At 38.6% G+C, this 20,388-nt stretch carries 20 protein-coding genes; 19 read left to right on the top strand and 1 reads right to left on the bottom strand.

The annotated features are described in order from the left end of the window. The first annotated feature begins 4 nt into the window (after positions 1–4). Positions 5–736 carry a thioesterase II family protein gene (locus tag ACQKNS_RS21185; protein ID WP_427645232.1) on the top strand — a complete coding sequence of 244 codons (732 nt, stop codon included), beginning with the start codon at positions 5–7 and terminating at the stop codon, positions 734–736. Between the two features lie 370 nt (positions 737–1,106). Here the strand turns inward: ACQKNS_RS21185 and ACQKNS_RS21180 are convergent, their stop codons facing one another. Continuing rightward, a complete protein-coding gene (locus tag ACQKNS_RS21180; RefSeq protein ID WP_427645231.1) occupies positions 1,107–2,498 on the bottom strand; it encodes a hypothetical protein in 1,392 nt (463 codons plus the stop codon). 502 nt (positions 2,499–3,000) lie between these two features. On the opposite strand from ACQKNS_RS21180, the gene ACQKNS_RS21175 reads away from it, so the two are divergent. The 18 genes from ACQKNS_RS21175 to ACQKNS_RS21090 all read left to right on the top strand — a co-directional run bounded on the left by ACQKNS_RS21175 (position 3,001) and on the right by ACQKNS_RS21090 (position 20,385). Next, positions 3,001–3,174, top strand: a complete 174-nt coding sequence (locus tag ACQKNS_RS21175) for a DUF2283 domain-containing protein (protein ID WP_427645460.1) — start codon at positions 3,001–3,003, stop codon at positions 3,172–3,174. Positions 3,175–4,085: 911 nt separating this feature from the next. After that, positions 4,086–5,420: an MFS transporter gene (locus tag ACQKNS_RS21170; RefSeq protein ID WP_427645230.1), complete on the top strand. Its 1,335-nt coding sequence runs from the start codon at positions 4,086–4,088 to the stop codon at positions 5,418–5,420. A 92-nt stretch (positions 5,421–5,512) separates the two neighbouring features. Next, positions 5,513–6,646 (top strand): 2-aminoethylphosphonate--pyruvate transaminase, encoded by a 1,134-nt coding sequence (gene phnW / locus ACQKNS_RS21165; protein ID WP_427645229.1) that lies wholly within the window; start codon positions 5,513–5,515, stop codon positions 6,644–6,646. Between the two features lie 158 nt (positions 6,647–6,804). Then, positions 6,805–7,608, top strand: coding sequence for a DeoR/GlpR family DNA-binding transcription regulator (locus tag ACQKNS_RS21160; protein ID WP_427645228.1), 804 nt, complete (start codon positions 6,805–6,807; stop codon positions 7,606–7,608). Between the two features lie 59 nt (positions 7,609–7,667). Beyond that, on the top strand, positions 7,668–8,198 hold the full coding sequence (locus ACQKNS_RS21155; protein WP_427645227.1) for an MgtC/SapB family protein: 531 nt from the start codon (positions 7,668–7,670) through the stop codon (positions 8,196–8,198). A 289-nt stretch (positions 8,199–8,487) separates the two neighbouring features. Continuing rightward, positions 8,488–9,675, top strand: coding sequence for a saccharopine dehydrogenase family protein (locus ACQKNS_RS21150; protein WP_427645226.1), 1,188 nt, complete (start codon positions 8,488–8,490; stop codon positions 9,673–9,675). Between the two features lie 128 nt (positions 9,676–9,803). After that, the gene (gene phnX / locus ACQKNS_RS21145) at positions 9,804–10,613 is read left to right on the top strand and encodes a phosphonoacetaldehyde hydrolase (RefSeq protein WP_427645225.1); all 810 of its coding nucleotides are present in this window, start codon (positions 9,804–9,806) and stop codon (positions 10,611–10,613) included. Positions 10,614–10,705: 92 nt separating this feature from the next. Next, positions 10,706–11,248: a BMC domain-containing protein gene (locus ACQKNS_RS21140; RefSeq protein WP_427645224.1), complete on the top strand. Its 543-nt coding sequence runs from the start codon at positions 10,706–10,708 to the stop codon at positions 11,246–11,248. Further along, positions 11,248–12,720, top strand: a complete 1,473-nt coding sequence (locus ACQKNS_RS21135) for an acetaldehyde dehydrogenase (acetylating) (protein WP_427645459.1) — start codon at positions 11,248–11,250, stop codon at positions 12,718–12,720. The genes ACQKNS_RS21140 and ACQKNS_RS21135 overlap by 1 nt, the downstream gene beginning before the upstream one ends. A gap of 24 nt (positions 12,721–12,744) precedes the next feature. Beyond that, on the top strand, positions 12,745–13,032 hold the full coding sequence (locus ACQKNS_RS21130) for a BMC domain-containing protein (protein ID WP_260287405.1): 288 nt from the start codon (positions 12,745–12,747) through the stop codon (positions 13,030–13,032). Positions 13,033–13,042: 10 nt separating this feature from the next. Beyond that, a complete protein-coding gene (gene pduL, locus ACQKNS_RS21125) occupies positions 13,043–13,828 on the top strand; it encodes a phosphate propanoyltransferase (RefSeq protein WP_427645223.1) in 786 nt (261 codons plus the stop codon). Between the two features lie 20 nt (positions 13,829–13,848). Then, positions 13,849–14,661 (top strand): hypothetical protein, encoded by an 813-nt coding sequence (locus ACQKNS_RS21120; protein ID WP_427645222.1) that lies wholly within the window; start codon positions 13,849–13,851, stop codon positions 14,659–14,661. 1 nt (position 14,662) lies between these two features. Further along, a complete protein-coding gene (locus ACQKNS_RS21115; RefSeq protein ID WP_427645221.1) occupies positions 14,663–14,929 on the top strand; it encodes a EutN/CcmL family microcompartment protein in 267 nt (88 codons plus the stop codon). 120 nt (positions 14,930–15,049) lie between these two features. Further along, positions 15,050–15,760 carry a GntR family transcriptional regulator gene (locus ACQKNS_RS21110; RefSeq protein ID WP_427645220.1) on the top strand — a complete coding sequence of 237 codons (711 nt, stop codon included), beginning with the start codon at positions 15,050–15,052 and terminating at the stop codon, positions 15,758–15,760. A 232-nt stretch (positions 15,761–15,992) separates the two neighbouring features. Then, complete coding sequence (locus ACQKNS_RS21105) at positions 15,993–17,057, top strand: C45 family autoproteolytic acyltransferase/hydolase (RefSeq protein ID WP_427645218.1); 1,065 nt, start codon at positions 15,993–15,995, stop codon at positions 17,055–17,057. Positions 17,058–17,268: 211 nt separating this feature from the next. After that, on the top strand, positions 17,269–17,559 hold the full coding sequence (locus ACQKNS_RS21100) for a DUF3817 domain-containing protein (protein WP_402842709.1): 291 nt from the start codon (positions 17,269–17,271) through the stop codon (positions 17,557–17,559). A gap of 152 nt (positions 17,560–17,711) precedes the next feature. Beyond that, a complete protein-coding gene (locus ACQKNS_RS21095) occupies positions 17,712–18,479 on the top strand; it encodes an ABC transporter ATP-binding protein (protein ID WP_427645217.1) in 768 nt (255 codons plus the stop codon). Beyond that, positions 18,466–20,385, top strand: a complete 1,920-nt coding sequence (locus ACQKNS_RS21090) for an FtsX-like permease family protein (RefSeq protein WP_427645215.1) — start codon at positions 18,466–18,468, stop codon at positions 20,383–20,385. The genes ACQKNS_RS21095 and ACQKNS_RS21090 overlap by 14 nt, the downstream gene beginning before the upstream one ends. Positions 20,386–20,388: the final 3 nt, after the last annotated feature.

Raw genomic sequence — 20,388 nt, 5'->3', positions numbered from 1 at the left:
GGGGATGGAAGGGCTGAAGAAGACACTTTTTTGTTTCCCTTATGCCGGGGGGAGTGCATCATTTTATAGAGAATGGAAATTTGATGATGATGTGATAGAGGTAATTCCACTGGAATACCCAGGACATGGAAGTAAATATAGTGAACCATTATGTGACCATATGGCGGATTTGACAGATATATTAATGAAAGAAATGGAAACGAAACATCAAATGGATACACTGGGAAGCATCTCATTGTTTGGACATAGCATGGGTGCGATCGTAGCCTATGAAATTGCGGCAAAATTAGAAGAGAGATATGCTAAAAAAGTAGAGCATTTATTCATTTCAAGTAAATCGTCTCCAAATTATAAAGTAGATCAAATCGATTGCTCTAATGCAAAACATTTAAAACAATCGCTTGAAAAAATCGGGGGAACGAACAAGGAACTCCTGGAAACCGAAGATTTCATGAATATATTCCTTCCGATAATCCAGTCGGACTTGAATGTTTTAGCCAACTATCACCATGAAAAAAAGCGCGATAAAAAGGTGGGAAATAAAGCCGTTTTGCTTTTGGGCTCGGATGATACCGTGACGAAGGAGAGTATCGAAAGCTGGAATGAATACATTGAACATATTGAAAGATTGCATATATTGAAGGGTGATCATTTCTATATAAAGCAAAACCAGGCTATCGTTTTAAAAATCATTCAAGAGTATTTACTCAATAGTCGTTGTGAAGTTCTGATTTAAGGTTGCTGACTGTCTTGAATACATCCGAAATTCGTTCCGCCAATTAGTTTCAGAAGTCAAAATCATTTAATATAACGTGAGTTTGGCATGATCCGCTTGGATAAGCATGAAACCTGGTTTATATCTAAAAAAGGACTGATTTACTCAGTCCTTTGAAACTGTAGATAAACTCAAATGAAAATTGAGTATATCTACAGTTTTTTATTGGTTTTAGCATTTGGACGTTGATTGGAACGAAGGGCACTCTCAATCCGGGGCGGTCCGCCCTCGGCTTACGACTGTTGGGTCTCCTCTAGACGCGCTATTCCCGCAGGAGGCTCGCTGCCGTTCCTCCCATGCTTTAGAATCGATAAAAATCGATGCAGATCAATTAAATGAGAAACATCGCGACTATCGTAGTCACTGCCAAACCAATGGTTACCGGAAGCAGATTCCGGCGGGCAAGTTCAAAGGGACTTACGTTACATATGGCAGCGGCTGGTATCAATGCCCAGGGAATCAGCGTACCTCCGCCAACCCAAATCGCGGTTATTTGCCCGAGTGCAGTCAAGGTGGCGGTTCCGCTTCCGATTGCCGTTCCAAATAGCTTGGCGACAGATCCGGCTAAAGAAATGCCTGAGAAGCCGGATCCATCCAAGCCAGTGATGGCACCGATGCCGGTTAATGTGACGGCGGCTATTTCTTTCGTTAAAGGAACGGAGGCCGCTAAGGCTGCACCGAGGTCATTGACGATGCCAAGTGACGTTTTTGGTAAGTAGTCACCGATGATCTGATTGAATCCAGAATCACCTAAATAGAAGAATGCGGCGATTGGAATCACAGGTCCGAATACCTTGAAACCAAATTGAAAACCCTGAATCAAATAGGCGGTTGATTTTTCAAGTCCTTGCTGTTTATGTGCGACAAGGGATAAAATCAGCAAAATGAAAACGGCTGTACCGCCAACCAACGCCGTGGCATCTCCGCCTTGCAACTTCAAAACCGACAATGCCACAACATCCAACAGAAAGGCGATCGGAATGAAAACGGCAAAAAACTTCTTTTGTCCCAGTGTGAGCAGATCTTCACTGATTGTTTGATCTTGGACGATTCCCTCATTGTCCGCCCCCTTGATTCTTCCAAGCTTCATATCCCGCTTTAAAAGGATAAAGGCGGAGAGGGTGGTGACGACCCCCATTGTAATGACAAGGGGAATGCTCGCAGTGATGACATCACCGACTGGTATGGAAGCGGCATCCCCCGTAAGTTTAGGAGCAGCCTGAATGATGAAATCCCCTGATAATGCGATACCATGACCAAAAAGGTTCATCGCCATCGCCACGCCAAGGGCAGGTAAACCAGCCCGTAAGGCAACGGGGAGCAGGACTGCCCCAAGTAAGGCAACGGCAGGTGATGGCCAGAAAAACCAAGATATTATCATCATGACGATTCCAATTACCCAAAAGGCGAGTGTAGGATTCTTAATGAATTTTGCAAACGGTGCAATCATGACATCATTAATGCCGGACCTCGTTAAAACCGTGCTCATGGCAACGATGATTGAAATGATTAAAATCGTGGACATTAATTCCGTTATTGCGAAAATGAAGCTGTTGAATATCCCGCTTACGGATGAGGCTAAACTGCCTGTAGCCACTAAGGCCAAAAGGAAAATGCCAATTATGCAGATGAGGGTAGTATCACGACGTTTTACCATAAACCCGATTATCAATGCAATAAATACAACATAAATCCAATGGAGTGCCGTTAATTCCATCTCCATGATCCGTCCCCCCCATAAATGTGCCTAGTTACAGATTATGAGGGAGATATAGGGTGGTGAGTTGTTTCAAAAATTTTAAAGGCTTATCTTATTTTCAACTTATGATGTCCGTATCGAGTTTAAGAAGCAGTAATTCCGAAGGCGGTTAACTATTGTGATTATATTAACAATTAACCATGATCATCATACTTTTACTGTGTTTAAATATAGAAAACCATGTTTTCCTTCTAATTTGTTCATTGTAGTCTATGGAATTCCATTAATCAGCAGGAGATTTATCCTCAAAAAAGACAGTAAGACTTCGAATTTATTTTTCTAATACGTTATTTGCATGTCAGTAATCGATGACAGTCAACTAACTTTCGGAATATTTTTCTGGTTTATATATCCAAGTAACATTCTACACAACATCTACTATCTATAAAAACAGCAAAATCCAAATTAAGGTGGAAGGGGATAAAATGAAATCCAGGGTTACATATGATGAAGAAGCGAAGTTAGCATATTTATATACTTTACCCTCGTCAGTAAGTATAAGATATCATCTACTATTGAATTAGAAGTAAATGAATATTTAGAGTTAGATATTGATGAAGGTGGTAGGATAGTAGGAATCGAGTTTTTTTGCCCAATAACATCAAAGTTGTCTAGAATAGCTGGAAGCAGGAAAAATTAATAAGAAAAATGGAGAGAAATTTTCATCCTCGACTCATTATCAATAATAAAGTTTTCCACAAGGGATATATCTGTATCTGGAACCTCCGTATTATTAAATTATTCGGGGTTATCAAATAAATCAACTTTCATAGCTGAAATGAAATTTTTATCACATCCACCTTAACAGCTTTTACTTGTGCAACCGCCCTGTTCCAAGAACCTTCACTACTACTAGGGGAAATAGTAACTTGATGATCTGATGTCTAAATCTCTCAAAATCAAAAATTCACCCGCATTTTTTCCTGATAAATAATTATTTATGAATAATTTACTTTTATGTTGCTATAATGAATTTATTTACAAAGTGACAAAGCACTAAAATGAATATTGTGAACTGAAAAAAGAATTGGAATAATTGAAAGTTTTTTTACACCGTGTATCTTAAAGCGTTTTGGGTTTCCTATGTTTTCATCTTATAAAAAAAGCGCTGATCTGCTCTTCAGCGCTTTTACATGTGTCCATTCCCGAACGAAGTGGTTGAGGTTCGTAAAAAGCCTTTTTTTAGTAAGATTATGCCTCTTAATTTAGTACAAAGTAATGAAAACTTGTGTTTTCGGTTATATAAGAACATTCATTGGCTTTAGACTGCCTATGGATTACATAACCGAATGAACAAGTTTCCAGTCAATAAGCTTTTAAAAGCCACGGCTATAAACGTTCATTTATCTCTTCATAAGTAAAAAGTTATAAATTTTAGTTTTCAACATACATTTCATAAAACAAATAAAAACCAACCTAAAAAAACCTTAGTGCCAATTAAATAAAAAAAAAAATAGAAAAAATATTCCCAATTGTCAGAAAATGTGATATGTTATTTTACACATTGGAAAACGCTTTCATCTTTGAGTTTTAAAAAAAAGGGGGGGTTTTATGTCGGTAAATGTTCACTCGAAAAAGATCAAAAGAAAAGCCTTGGTTGCAAGTTTGATTGGTAGTTCAATAGAATATTATGATTATTTGTTGTATGGTACTGTGGCTTCATTAGTTTTCAACAAACTTTTCTTCCCGAATTTTAGTCCAGCGGTTGGTTTACTGATCGCATTAGCATCTTTTGGGATACCTTACTTCTTTCGTCCGCTTGGAGGTATTATTTTCAGCCACATTGGAGACAAAATTGGGAGAAAAAAGTCATTAGTATATACCCTTGGAATCATGGGTGTGAGTACGGCCCTCATTGGTTTATTACCTGGTTACCAAACTATTGGGGTTTGGGCACCAGTTTTGCTTGTCACTTTAAGGTTGATTCAAGGAATCGCTGTTGGTGGTGAATGGGGAGGAGCAGTCCTTCTTGCAGTAGAATACACAGAGAAAGAAAAACGTGGTTTTGCTGGAAGTATCCCGATGATGGGAGCAGCTGTCGGAATGATCCTTGCCACCGCTACCATATCTCTTGTGAGCTTGTTGCCAGATGCCGCTTTTCTTTCATGGGGTTGGCGTATTCCATTCGTTGGAAGCTTGGCGCTAGTCTTAATCGGTTTATGGATACGGAATGGCTTAGAGGAAACCCCAGATTTTCAAAAGGCAAAAGATGAAGGCAAAGTGTCTAAACTTCCGATTGCTGATACATTAAAATACCATTGGAAAGAAGTACTTTTGATTACAGGTGCAAAAGCCATTGAGACCGCTCCTTTCTATATGTTTGCGACTTTTGGGGTCTCATACGCAACTAATACATTAAAGATGCCGGAAAGTCCGGTGTTAAATGCCGTGACAATCGGAACACTAGTTTCTCTCTTTATGATTCCTCTTATTGGTAAATTATCTGACCGAATTGGAAGGAAAAGTATATTTATTAGTGGGACGTTAGGAGTAATTATCTTCTCGATACCCTACTTCCTTTTACTCTCTAAGAAATCGGTACTTTTGCTAACCGTCGCGGTAATGATCGGGTATGCTCTTTGGTCTATCATTACTTCTGTTATGGGCACTTTATTCTCTGAAATGTTTATAGCAGAAATTCGATATACAGGAATTTCAGTAGGCTATCAACTAGGTGCCGCCCTTTTCGGAGGTACAGCACCATTAATTGCTACTTGGCTTATTGCAAAGTTTAATGGTTCGTGGCTTCCGGCTGCAATCTATCTCATGTTACTTGGTGTTTTATCATTAATTTGTGTAGTTTTACTGAAAACGATGAGCGAACGTGAAAATAGTGCATCTACAAAAAATCAACCTTATTTAGCGGACAAAATAGTTAAGAATTGAAGGGTGTCTCTTTTATTTTCATTGATCATTTATAGATCCAAACAAATAGGACATTTACAAAAATAAAAAAACTTTAAAAAGGTGGAATTAAAATGAATGTTAAAGATATTACAAACAATCCTTATTTATTACTAACTCCTGGTCCATTAACTACAACTGAAACGGTTAAATTAGCAATGATGAAGGATTGGTGTACTTGGGATGATGACTATAATAATATTGTTCAAGATATCAGGAAGACGATTGTACAACTGGCAACTGCTACAAAGGATAAGTACTCAGCTGTTTTGATGCAGGGAAGTGGGACTTTTAGTGTCGAATCTGTAATCGGAACCGTGATTCCAAAAAGCGGGAAATTACTAGTGCTAGCCAATGGGGCATATGGAAATAGGATAGCAAAAATATCGGGTATCCTTGGGATCAATACGGTTGTATTGGATAGTGGGGAGGTTAATCATCCAGACCTGAATGAGGTAAATAAAACATTGGAGAATGATCAAGATATAACTCATGTTGCTATTGTTCATTGTGAAACCACAACCGGTATGCTAAACCCTATTGAAAAAGTAAGTGAAATTGTCAAAAAACATAACAAGATTTTTATTGTAGACGCGATGAGCAGCTTCGGTGGCATTGAAATGGATATAGATACACTAAACATTGATTTTCTCATTAGTAGTGCAAATAAGTGTATCGAGGGCGTGCCTGGTTTTGGTTTTGCCATCGTCAAAATTGAAGAGTTTGTAAAGTGCAAGTCAAACGCAAGGTCCCTATCACTGGATCTTTATGATCAGTGGAAAACGATGGAAAACGATAATGGCAAGTGGCGATTCACTTCTCCTACTCATGTGGTTCGGGCATTTGCACAAGCATTAAAAGAATTGGCTGAAGAAGGTGGTATAAAGAGAAGAGCAGAAAGATATAGAAATAACCAAAGGATGCTTGTAGAAGGAATGAAAAAACTTAATTTCGAACCGTTGCTTCCCGATGAATTACAGTCACCATTTATTACGCCTTTCTACTATCCGCAAGATAAGGAATTTGAGTTTACTGAATTTTACAAAAAATTAAAAGAAAAAGGATTTGTAATCTATCCAGGAAAAGTCACCAATTTAAATACGTTTAGAATTGGTAACATCGGAAATGTACATCAAAGCGATATGGAAGCATTATTACTTGCGATTGAGCAAAGCAGCTATTGGCAGAAACCTGCATTTAATAACTAAGTCTTTCCTTAGAATGCTTGTATCTTCCATCATTGTTTCTTATACTTTTTTTTATAGATTGGATTTCTTTTTAACGGTTATTGGAAATCCCGGTTAGAATAGTAATGTAATCAAACTTATGAAACAATGATGGAAATACTAATTTTGGGGTGAAAGTCTTGTCACTAGCTGGAGAAGAAAGAAAGAGAAAAATTCTAGAATTATTAGAGGTTAGCGGAAAGGTTACGGTTAAGGATCTAGCGGGCATATTAAAGGTTTCAACTGAAACCATCCGGAAATACTTGGATGAATTACATCAAGAAGAAAAGTTAAAAAAAGTCTATGGCGGGGCTATTGAAAATTCATTTTTTAATGGGGAGCCTTCCACTGATGAAAGGGAGGTCATACATTCTGATGAAAAAAGAAGAATCGGGGAAATAGCAGTTAATCTTATTAATGACAACGATGTAATAGCCATTGATGATGGGAGCACACCATTGCAATTGGCAAAAAATCTGCGGAAAAAGAAAAACTTGACTATTTATACCACTTCAATTAATTCCCTCTCTGTTCTCATTGATTTAAACCATCAAAATATTTTTTCAGGAAAGATTATCATGTTAGGTGGAGAGATCAACACTTCTCATCATAGGGTATCTGGGCCTTTCACATTACAGATGCTGGATGGACTCTACATTGACAAGTTTTTTATCTCGGCAGATGGTCTTTCTATAAAAAGTGGGATTACCAGCTATGACTTTTCAAAAGGTATGGTGGCGAAGAAGCTAATCGCGCAATCAGAAAAGTCCATATTATTAATTGATCATTCGAAGGTAGGAAAACGCACCCATTATAAAATGGCAGATCTTCAAGATATAAGTATGGTGATATCCGATAGACAACATCCAAGTGATTGGGAAACACCACTGAGAGAAAACAATGTAAAATGGTTGGTTGCAGACACTACAATAGATGAAAAATAAAACAAGAAAATCTCTCAGTAATATAGGCGGATTTTTTGCCTATGAAGGGGGATCAGCAAATGGAGTATTTACTTGTACTTTACGAAGAACATTTTTTGCAAAATATAGAAATTTATTTAAGACTAGTAATCAGTGCTCTGCTAGGAATGTTCATCGGTTGGGATAGGAGCGCTAAAAACAAACCAGCTGGATTAAAAACATTTACTTATGTTTCTGTATCTTGCACTTTAATCACTCTTGTTTCAATTTACAGTGTTGACGTTTTCAGTCATTCAAATATAAATATTAGAATGGATCCTATGAGGCTTTCTGCACAAATTGTTTCTGGCCTAGGTTTTTTAGGGGCTGGTCTAATTTTAAAAGACGGACTTAGGGTACAAGGGTTAACATCTGCCGCTATGGTTTTTTTTGCTGGAGGTGTAGGTATTGGAATTGGTGCTGGCTTTTATGGGCTTGTATGTGCGGCTGTTTTCATTACTTTCATTTTAACAAAAATTAGTAACAACATTGAACATCGACAAGCAAAATCACAAGAAAAGAAAAAAATGCAGCATAGGATACCAAGTCGTAAGGATGTGCAAGAAGGATAGAATAATAAAATAGTTATATAGAATAGAAAGCCGGTTCTTGAGATTTGAGAACTTGGCTTTTTTTTTTCTCCTATTATTTTGGTGTTCCACATAGCTGATTGAGAAAATTTTTATCAATAAGAAAGAAATAAAGGAAATGATGAATTTGTACAAAGGGAAAATGAAACAAAAAAATAAAAACAAATAAAAACAAATAAAAAACAAGTAAAAACAAGACAAAACAATATCCATATGGTAAACTTTAAGTAACTCATAATTGAGTGAATATTTAAAAAAGAGGATGTTGCTAATGAGAGTATTCTGTTTAGGCGGAGCTGGTAGAATCTGTAGAGAAGCTGTTCTTGATCTCGTCGAGTATTCCGAATTTGATGAAATTACAATTGGTGATTTCAATGAAGCATTAGGGAAAGAATTAGTTAACGAACTAAACGACCCTCGTGTGAACTTCGTGAAAGTAAATGTAATGAATCATGATGAAACAGTTGAGCAGATGAGGGGCTACGATATAGTAATGGATGGCACTACCATTACATTAAATGGTATTTCTACGGCATGTATTGCAGAAGCGGGATGTCATGGAATCAATTTAAATGGATTTGGTGCAGAAGATGAATTTTCAGAAATTTTCATAAACAACAATAGAACTGCAGTTCCAGGCTTTGGGATGACACCAGGTGTAACTCAAATGATGGCCATGCACGCTGCCAATCAATTGGAAGAAATTGAATCCATTAGAGTAAGCCACGGGTCATTTAGGCCGATCGCCTTTTCAAAATCAATAACGGAAACAACTACTTATGAGTACGATCCAGACCTTCCTGGAAGAATCGTTTTTGAAAAAGGGGAGTTTGTGCAAGTTGCTCCATTTGCAAGACCCAGAAACATCAAACTGCCTGAGCCGTATGGTGAAACCGTTCAATATATTATTCCTCATTCTGAAACACGCACACTTGCTAAAGCGCTTTCATATAAGGGCGTACAGCTAATCGAAGTCAGGGGTACTTGGCCTAAACAAAATATGCAGTTAGTTCGTTCGCTATATGACTACGGAATCATTGCAAACCCAAAAGTGGTGGTGAATGAAAAAGAAATAGGCCTTATGGATATTATTGGTGATTACTTGCTTCAGTCAAAGGCTGGCCAGGAAACTGAATTATACGGGTATTCTCTCCATGTTGAAGTTGTCGGGATAAAAGATGGTGTTAAAAAGCGTCATGTTTTATACCATACGCACCCCTCTAGTGATGGATCCGTTAAGGGATGGGAAAAGCTAAGAGCCTATACAAGAAATGTAGGAATCCCAATGGCGATAGCTACTGAGATTATCGCTAAAGGCTTGGTGAAGCAAACAGGGGTGCTAATTCCGGAAGAAGCATTTGAACCGACAATGATTTTTGATGAACTGAAGAAAAGAGGCATTCATGTTCATGAAGAAATTGAAGTTGTTGATGTGAGTGTAGAAGAAACTACCGTATAGAGCCCATTCTAATAAGATAGAAAAATAGAGATATAGGAACCACATCTGTTAATAATAATAACAATAAAACTCCCAATCACTTAAATAGGAGAAATACCATTATGTTGTCGAAGAAGGAGGTTGGCGTTTTGAATAATCATTCTCCCCAAATTGAGGCGGTTATTTTTGACTGGGCAGGAACAACTGTTGATTATGGTTGCTTTGCACCACTAGAGGTGTTCAAAGAGGTATTTAGAAAAAGAGGAATAGAAGTGTTAGATGAGGAAGCACGGGCACCAATGGGCCTCTTAAAGTGGGATCATATTCGAAAAATGTGCGATATGGACCGAATCGCAGAATTATGGAAAAGTAAGTATGGTAATTTGCCTGAAGATAAAGATGTCGATGCTCTATATGCAGATTTTGAACCTTTGCTGTTTTCGATACTTCCTAACTACTGTACTCCAATACCGGGTGCTATTGAATTAGTTGAACGTCTGAGAAGAAAAGGGGTAAAGATTGGTTCTACCACTGGATATACAGCTGAAATGATGGAAATTGTTGCGGCAGGAGCGAAAAAAAGGGGTTACGCTCCAGATATGTTAGTAACGCCGGATGATGTGCCTGCTGGACGTCCGTTTCCGTGGATGATTTATCAAAATGCCATGAATTTAGGAGTCTATCCTATGAAGCATTTTATAAAAGTGGGAGATACAGTGAGTGATATAAAAGAAGGGATTAACTCGGGTTGTTGGAGTGTAGGCATATTAAGAGGCAGCAGTGAATTAGGGTTGAAGGAAGAAGAAGTGAATGCTCTAGATCCAGAAATTTTAGCGGAAAAACTGGAAGTAGTGGCAGAAAGATTCAAAAAAGCTGGTGCTCATTATGTTATTGATAGTATCGGGGACTTGGATCAGTTAATTCCAAAAATTAATTTGCGCCTAGCTAATGGCGATTAAATTCTATAAATAAGGTTCGTTTACAAAAGAAAAAAATTCTTTCAACCAATATGAGGAGTTTTCCTATAAACGGGAATCAAAGAGGCGGAGAGGTGAAAATATTGGTGAAAAATGCCTATGCATTAGGTCTGGTAGAAACTATTGGCTTTCCCGCAATGATTGCTGCTGCAGATGCCGCTTCGAAAGCAGCTGATGTAAAAATCACTACCTATCAAGGGGCAGATGCAGGGATCGTGACAATTTATATAGTGGGGGATGTTTCTTCCGTACAATCGGCTGTTATTGTAGGAGAAGAAGCGGCTAGAAAAGTCGGAATATTCCGTTATTCCCATGTTTTAGCGCGACCGGATGATCATGTTATCAAAATGCTCTTTCCAAAGCTTGAAGAAGAAAAAAAGGCTGTCAAAAGTGAAAAAGCAATCCAGCCAGTTGAACAGCCAAGGATCATAGCAAGTGATGAAAAAGTCGATGAAAATGTAAAAGAACTTCATAAAAAGAGCACACAAGAGTTAAGAAAGCTTGCCAATTCTTTAAGTGGCTTCCCTCTATCCCCCCAAGAAATTACAACTGCGAAAAAAGAGGAATTAATAAAATATGTAAATGCACTTCAGAATGGGAAAGGTGGGGATAAATGATGATGCTTGATAAAGATCTTGAATCGATTCAAGAAGCAAGACAGCTTCTTGAACAAGCAAAGTTAGCACAGCAAAAAATTGAAAAAATGACTCAAGACCAAGTTGATCAAATTGTTCAGAGTATGGCTCAAGCTGCTACAAAGGAAGCTGGAAGGCTTGCAGCGATGGCTGTTGATGAAACGGGGTATGGAAAGATAGACGATAAGCGGATAAAAAATCTATTTTCCGCAAGAGATATATTTGAATCAATGAAAGATAAAAAGACAGTAGGGATCATTTCTCGTAATGAAGAAAAACAAGTGTGGGAAGTAGCTGAACCAGTGGGCGTAATAGCGGGGATTGTCCCGTCCACCAACCCTACTTCAACAACCATCTTTAAAGCACTTATCTCATTAAAGTCCAGAAACGCCATCGTTTTTAGTCCACATCCAACTGCTGCAAAATGTACAAATGAAACGGTGAGAATTCTGCAAGAAGCTGCAGAGGAAGCAAATGCACCAAAAGGTATCATTTCAAGCATTACAAATCCGACACTTTCTTCGGCACATGAGTTAATTAATCATAAGTTGACGGATCTAATTTTAGCTACTGGCGGTACAGATATGGTTAAGGTTGCTTACAGTTCAGGTAAACCTGCATATGGGGTAGGACCTGGAAATGTTCCAGTTTTTATTCATTCCAGTGCAAATGTAGAAAAAGCCGTTAAACAAATCGTGCAGAGTAAAACGTTTGATTATGGGACCATCTGTGCATCCGAGCAAGCGATCATTGTAGAAAAAAGTATAAAAAGAAAAGTGAAAAAAGAGTTGGAAAATGAAGGGGCTTATTTCCTGGATGATTATGAAAAGAAAAAAATAGAGGAAATCATCATGGTCAACGGGAGGTTGAATCCTGGAATAGTGGGCAAATCCCCACAAACATTAGCCAATATGGCAGGGATATTCGTTTCAGGTGGGATTACGGTATTGATTGCAGAAGAAACGAATATCGGAAAGTCTTATCCTTTTTCAGTAGAAAAGTTATCTCCAATTTTAGCTTATTATACTGTTGAGGATTGGCAGGAAGCTAGTCATGTTTGTAATGAATTACTTAAAGTGGGCGGACTTGGCCATACGATTGGGATTCATTCTGAAAACAAACAAATTATTGAAAAGATAGGGTTGGAACAAAAAGTATCTCGAGTTGTAGTCAATTCCGGAACAACATTTGGAGGAATAGGTGCTACGACAGGGATTACACCATCAATGACACTTGGTTGTGGAACATATGGAAACAATGTATCGTCGGACAACATCGGTCCAGAGCATCTATTGAATATCAAACGAATTGCTTTTGGGGTTCGTGAAATGTCAAATGCACAAGAATCAGACGATGTTCATGCCCGAAAAGAGGAAACAGGTAGTGAGAAAACCATTTCAAGATCGGAAGTTATGGATATCGTAAAAAGTGTCCTGCAAGAACTGAAAATATAACTTTTAAATGGGGAGGCGTAAACAATGAGCGTAGAAATGGGAGCATTAGGAATGATCGAAACAAAAGGGTTAGTAGGTGCAATAGAGGCCGCTGATGCCATGTCAAAAGCTGCAAATGTAAAACTAATTGGTAAAGTACATGCAGGTGGAGGCCTAGTGACAGTTATGGTGCGGGGGGATGTTGGAGCGGTTAAAGCATCTGTAGACGCAGGAGCCGCAGCAGCTGAAAATATAGGAGAACTGATTTCCGTTCATGTCATTCCACGTCCTCATTCTGATATTGAACTTATTCTTCCGAAGTTGGAAGGATAAACAGTAGCTTATGGCAATTATAACGGAATCCAAATTAAGACGGATGTTGAAAACCGGGATTCCAAATCCATACCCTATTGGGGACGATAGACTAACTCCTGCGGCGGCAGATTTCTTAAGAGATAGAAAAATTGTCATTGGATATCAGCACCATATTAAACATTCCTTGGCGTCATTCGAAAAGGAAAAGCATAATTTAATGATTCCTGTGGGTGTTTCAAATAGGCATATTCATTTATCATCACACGATGTTGAAATCCTGTTTGGAAATAATTACGAACTAACTCCCATACGGGAATTGTCACAACCAGGACAATTTGCTGCAAAGGAACAAGTCACTTTACTGGGGCCGAAAGGGATGATCCCGAATGTCCGAATCCTTGGACCGGTAAGGGAAGATACTCAAGTAGAAATATCTAAAACGGATGGGTTTCAATTGGGAATCCATCCTCCCATACGATTATCAGGTTCAATCGATGATACGCCAGGCTTGACGCTAATTGGACCAAAAGGCTGTATAGCCCTCCATAAAGGAGTGATTATAGCAAAGAGTCATGTGCATATGTCACCTGAGAATGCTCAACATTTTGACGTTAAGCATGGAGATGGTTTACTTCTTCAATCATTAGGCGAGCGCTCTATCATTTTCTTGGATGTTATTGTTCGAGTAGCTCCGAGATACAAACTGGATTTCCATGTTGATTTAGATGAAGGAAATGCAGCAGGTTTGAAAACAGGTGACTATTTAAAAGTTGTTGGGAAAAATGGGCAATTCCTATCGCGAAAAGGGAGGTGAGGAGGATCGAAATTCGTTCAATGGTAGAATCGGTTGTACGTGAAGTTTTACAATCTATTCAAGTGCAGAAGGAAAAAGAAAATAATGGAAAAGTTTTATTTGTCTTTTGTGATAGCTCAGCACATGAGCCATTTACAGATCAGTTTATTAAATTGAAAAATGCCAATATAGCTTTTGATACTTTATTTTTAGATGGTGAAACATCATCTTGGATAGGCATGCAACAGGTTGAATCGAGCGGGGCCACCAAAGTGATTGCGGCTGATGAATATGCTCCATCGGCAATGGAGCTCCCAAAAGGGTATGATGGGATCATTATTCCTGAAATTGATTTGGATAATGCGGCAAGGGTTGCTACAGGATTAAAAGGATCAATTAAGTCAGAAATCATTTTCTCGGCGAACCTGTTGCAAAAATTCATATTAGTTGGCGAAGATGTACCAGGGATTAAACGATCGGATCGTAGTTGTTTAAAAGCCATCTCTTTACCAGCTCCATATCGTAAACGGTTTGATGAGTATATAAAGCAAATGACTGAGCTTGGCATAACGTTTTCACCGCAAAAGGATTTAGCTGATGTAATCATTAATGAACTTTGTAAAGAGCTGGAAGTGAACGGCCAAAATAAACAAGAGCCATTGGGAGAAAATCATTCTAAAGGTGATCATTTGTCCTACACCAAAAAGTTACTTACGACTGACTGGTTTGAATCAAAATCCTATAGCCCGAATGATACCATTTACCTTCAGAAGGGTACCATCATTTCTCCTTTGGCAAAGGATTTGATTAAAGCTAATAAACTAAATGTCCTGTTTGTTAAAAAGGATGTATAAGATGCTTTTAGGAAAAGTTATAGGAAGTGTTTGGACAACTCAAAAAGAAAAAGGAATGGAACATGTTAAATTATTGATTGTTCAGCCGGTAAATTCGTTGAAAGAATCAGTGGGGAATATTGTTATTGCCATGGATCGAATTGGAGCAGGTGTCGGTGAAACGGTTATTATCACACAAGGCTTACCTGCACAAAAGTTGACGAATGAAAAAAATTCTCCAATTGATGCAGCGATTATTGGCATAGTTGATTCTTTTGAAGTTAAGTAGTCAAGACATGTTTCAATCCGGTTACTTCTATTATTTTAGGAAATTGAATAAAGCTTCCTTTGTCAAACGATGAAGGGGGCTTTTTGTTCACTAATAGATCGCCTGTTTGGAGGGAATTTTATGGAGTTAGACTTTGAAAATCCAATCCCATTACACGCTCAATTAAAAACCATTTTGGAAGATCAGATTTTAGAAGGTTATTATAAGGATAAAATCCCAAGTGAAAGGGAACTCATGGACATGTATTCTGTCAGCAGGAGCACTGTACGGGAAGCTGTTTCCATCCTGGTTCGTGGAGGGATATTGGAAAAAAGGCATGGCAAGGGGACGTTCGTTTCCCAAAAACCTGTACAGGAATGGCTCCGGATGATAAGTTTCACTGAAACTACTAAAAGCATGAGAATTAAATTACTTGACCATGGCCGTGTATTGACCCCTGGAAATATTGCAGATGCAAATGGTTTTGAAGATGAGTCTTACCATATTAAAAGGCTGAGGTTACAGGGGGATGTCCCCATAGCGATTGAAATGCATTACTATTCTTTGGAACTAGGAAAAAAATTGACGAAATTCAATTTAAGTACAACAGTATTGTATGATGCGCTCGAAGAAAATCTAAACATTCACTTTAACGAAGCGGAACAAATTATTACATGCGGCTTTCCATCTAAAGAAGATGCTGAACATTTAGGTTTGAACGAAATGATGTGCGTGTTGATTACAGAACGAATGATTTTTGATTCCAAGGGTAATCTGGTCGAATACTATAAAGGTTTATTCCGATCGGATATGCATTCATTTGCCATGAAGCTGAGCCGAAAAAACAACTAATTTTATATCCACTCATCCCCATTTTGCCGCCTCTGGATATCAAGTTTAGCCAATTAATGCTGTTATCATCGTAATTGATAAAATTTCTATTCTTTTAGATATACCAGGCACAAAATATGAGTCGATCTTGCGGGAGATGTTCATTGAAATTTAAGGTTTATCTTCTTTATTTTCAACAATACTTCAAGTATCCTTAATTTGAATAGCAACTACTGTAAATGAGGGATAAGCCGTGAAGCAAATATATAGTGATGTCATACAATTTCGGGGAACACATTATGAGTTTGGATACATGCAAGGGGAGGAATTAAAAGATTCACTAACGGTAAAAAATCGTGAAGATCAGTGGAAGATCAGGCAGCCGCGGTTTACGGTTGAGGAAGAAGAGGTCAAGAAAGCAATTACACAATTCGCCCCTGGAGTTTGGGAAGAATTACTGGGGTTGCAAGAAGCGTTGAAATGGTCAATGGATCGCGTTCTGCAAGAGTTCGGTGGATACCGATTGGATTATGTTCGGTCGGGCTGCTCCATCATGACAGGCGATGATTATCTCATTCGCAATTATGATTACCACCCAAAGACCTATGAGGGACGCTATGTCTTATTCCAGCCAACCGATCAAGGGTATTCAAGCATCGGCCCGAGTCAGCGAGGGACTGGCCGAATGGATGGAATGAATGAAAAAGGTTTGGTGATAGGCTATAACTTCATGAATCGTAAGAACCCTGGTGATGGTTTCATTTGCTGCATGATTGGCAGACTGATTGTTGAATCTTGTGCGAACGTACAGGAAGCGGTCGCGATGTTGAAGGAAATCCCGCATCGTCATTCCTTCACTTACGTCGTCTATGATCAAAGCGGAAGTACCTATATCGTTGAAACCTCTCCGAGAAATGTAGAGGTGCGTACGTCAAATGCCTGTACAAATCACTTTGAAATCATGAAAAATGAGAACCGTAACCATCTTATCGATTCGAAACGCCGATTGGAGATCATCCAAGATCATGAAGGGAGACTTTCATCTGCCTACGATGCTTACAGGTTGTTCAATGATACCAATCAAGGTGTCTTCTCGGATTTATATAGCAGCTGGGCGGGAACGATTCATACTTCCGCTTATTTACCTAAGGAAATGAAAGCTTGGATTGCCTTGGGCGGGAACCAGGAGCCGACTTCAATAGATTTTGCGAAATGGCTTGAAGGGGAAAATGTTGAATTAGAACGAATCAAAGGTGTAATTGATACGGATATTCCCTTTGTACATATGGATGAGGGAGCGAATTGGTTTCGGGATTGAACGTTTGAAGTGAATTTGAACCTTACTTTCTTAAAAAGCCCAATCCTTGGATTGGGTTTCTTTTATTGTTCTATTTTTAGGAAAACCTGGTACTATTTATTAGAGGATCTGCCAGTAATATAATATGATAGAAGAACATATTTGGGATGGGGGACAAGAAGCTGGATGTCTGTTTGTGCCATGCTTGTACAATGAATAAGGGGATGTGCGAATGTTTTCTACAGCAATTGGATGGTTTCGGTTCATTACAATAATTGAGGGAATCTCATATGTTCTATTGCTTGCCATTGGTATGCCCATTAAATACATATTGGATATTGGGGAAGCAACACTCATTCTAGGCAGCATCCATGGTTTTTTGTTTGTCGTGTTTGGGCTTTTTTTACTTTATGTGAGCATCATATCAAAATGGTCCTTTTTAAAAATGGCGATGATTTTCATCGTTTCATTCATCCCATTTGGTAATTTTGTAATCGATCGCAGGCTTCTGAAGCAAAGTTAAATACTTTTACTTTAATAAATCAAAAAAACGCCTTTCCATTTAAATGGAAGGCGTTTTTTTATGATTTAAGCTTGCTGTAAGGTTGGCACAAAGATGCTGTAAGCATGAGCATGTAAAGTAAATGTATCAACAATACTGAAGAGGTGAAACAAATGGAACCATTATTAAAAGTGGAAAGTATAAAAAAAACATATGGTAAATCAAGCGCTGCCTACACAGCTTTGGAAAATATATCTTTTGACATTCATGAAGGGGAGTTTGTAGGGATCATGGGACCTTCTGGAGCGGGTAAATCGACGTTGCTCAATATGTTGGCAACCATCGATTCGCCAACTGAAGGGAAGATTTTCATGAATGATACGAGCATTCACGATATGAAAGGGGCAGACTTAACGGATTTCAGACGTGATAATCTTGGTTTCATATTCCAGGATTACAATTTGCTCGACTCATTGACTGTGAAGGAAAATATATTATTGCCACTGGCGATTGCGAAAGTTCCAGCGAAAGAAATTACTAACATGGTGAATCGTATTGCTAAAATATTTGGGATTGAAGATCTATTAGCTAAATACCCATACCAAATCTCCGGTGGGCAAAAGCAAAGAACAGCTGCTGCAAGAGCACTTGTGACAGAGCCTGCATTGATCCTGGCGGATGAGCCGACAGGTGCACTTGATTCAAAATCAGCAACAGGTCTGCTGGAAAGCTTAAGTGAACTGAATGAAAAAAATAATTCCACCATCATGCTTGTGACACATGATGCATATGCCGCAAGCTTCTGCCGACGGATCATTTTCATCAAGGATGGTACGCTTTCAACAGAAATTTATCGTCGTGGCCAATCACGTAAAGCTTTCTTCCAAAAAATAATGGATGCCCTTGCAACAATTGGAGGTGAGGTAGATGACGTTATTTAGTCTGGCGAGAAAAAATATTGCCCGTAACCTCTCCCAATATTTTTTATATATCGCATCCATGGTATTTAGCATTATCATCTACTTCACATTTGTAACATTAAAATATAGCGATACCGTGGCAGAACAAACGGCTTCATCACAGAAATTAGATTCATTGATGAGCGGTGCGGCTGTCATCCTGATTTTCTTCGTTGCCATTTTTATTGCCTATTCCAATTCATTCTTCATGAAAAAGCGTAAAAAGGAAGTGGCATTATATGCATTGCTTGGCGTACGTAATCGCCAGATCGGTTTTATGCTCTTCTTTGAAAACCTATTGCTAAGTTTTGTTTCATTGGTTGTGGGGATTTTACTTGGATTTCTTTGTTCGAAAGGGTTCATGACGATCTTGATCTATTTAATGGGCTATGATGTCATCGCCCCATTTACATTTTCGGGATCTGCAGCTTTGAACACCTCTATCGTATTTCTTATGATTTTCTTGGTGACATCATTCCAGGGCTATCGTTTGATCTATCAATTTAAATTAATTGATCTCTTCCATGCATCGAAAAAGGGGGAAGCCGCACCAAAGCCATCGATGATTGTAGCCTTTCTGGGAATTTTCCTGATTGTCATGGGTTATTGGTTGGCGATGCAAGATATTTTCACTTCTAAAGCATGGGAAAAGATCGGCTTTTTAATGACGGCACTCATTATTTTGACAACGGTTATCGCCGGTACGTTTTTATTGTTTCATAGCGTGACAGGCTTTGTGTTGGCCGTGATTAAGAAAAATGAAAAATGGCTATGGAAAGGCCTGCATCTGATGACGATTTCGCAACTGTTATATCGTATACGGGGGAATGCACGGACATTGACCGTAATTGCGGTGTTAAGTGCTACAACGGTAACGGCTGGCGGTGCGGTTTATGGTCTTTATTATAATGCGAATGACCAAGTTATGACCGTAGATCCGAATACCTTCATGTATCAGCGAACCGATGCAAAAAACGATCATCAAGTCAGCGCTGTATTGCCAAATACAAAGTATGATGAAAACGTCGAAGCACTATCTGTAACATTTAATACGGAAGAATTGAATAAGGGTTCGGCATTCGATAGCTCGGATAAAAGGATTTACACGATAATCGATGAAAGAACATATAACAAATTAGCAGAAGTGCAAGGCAAGGAAGCACTGCATGTGGATAATGAAAAAGCAGTCATTTTAGATATTGGATATGACAAAAGATTCTCACCTGAATACAAGGACAAGACCATCAGGACAGAAAACAGCACGGCAATCACATTCCAAAGCTTTAAAACACAAACAGTACTAAATGCCGGAACAGCAGGCATTGCAGTGGTCGTATCGAATGAGCAATTTAAATCATTGCAAAAAGTAGGGGAAGCGCTAAAATACCGTGTCATCGGTGTTGATCAAGCTTCCACGGATTTATCTGAAAAAATTGCAAAACAAATGCCTGAAGAAGCGCTATTTTCCAGTGCCCCTCTAGATTTCCAAACAAGCATCGAAAGTGTAGGCTCACTGCTCTTTATCGGAAGTTTTCTTGGTCTGGTTTTTTTAGCGGCAACAGGCAGTATCATTTACTTTAAAGTTCTAACGGAAGCAGAGGAAGATAAATCACAATACAATATGCTTCATAAGATGGGCGTTAACGCAAAAGAAATGCGGAAATCCATTGCATCACAAGTGCTAGTAATCTTTTTCGTTCCACTGGCAGTGGGGTTATTACACAGTGCGGTTGCTTTAAAAGCCTTCTCGGGCTTATTGATGATGAATCTAGCAAAACCTGTGTTGATCTGGATGATCGCTTATACGGTTATTTACGGTCTGTATTATATCTTAACGGCAGCTTCCTACAATCGTATTATCATACAAAATAATAAAACAGAAGGATGATCG

This window comes from Peribacillus sp. NPDC094092 (assembly GCF_050279365.1).
GTDB lineage: Bacteria > Bacillota > Bacilli > Bacillales > DSM-1321 > Peribacillus.
Note: the sequence above shows the minus strand (reverse complement) of the source record. Positions and strands in the feature narration are given on the sequence as shown.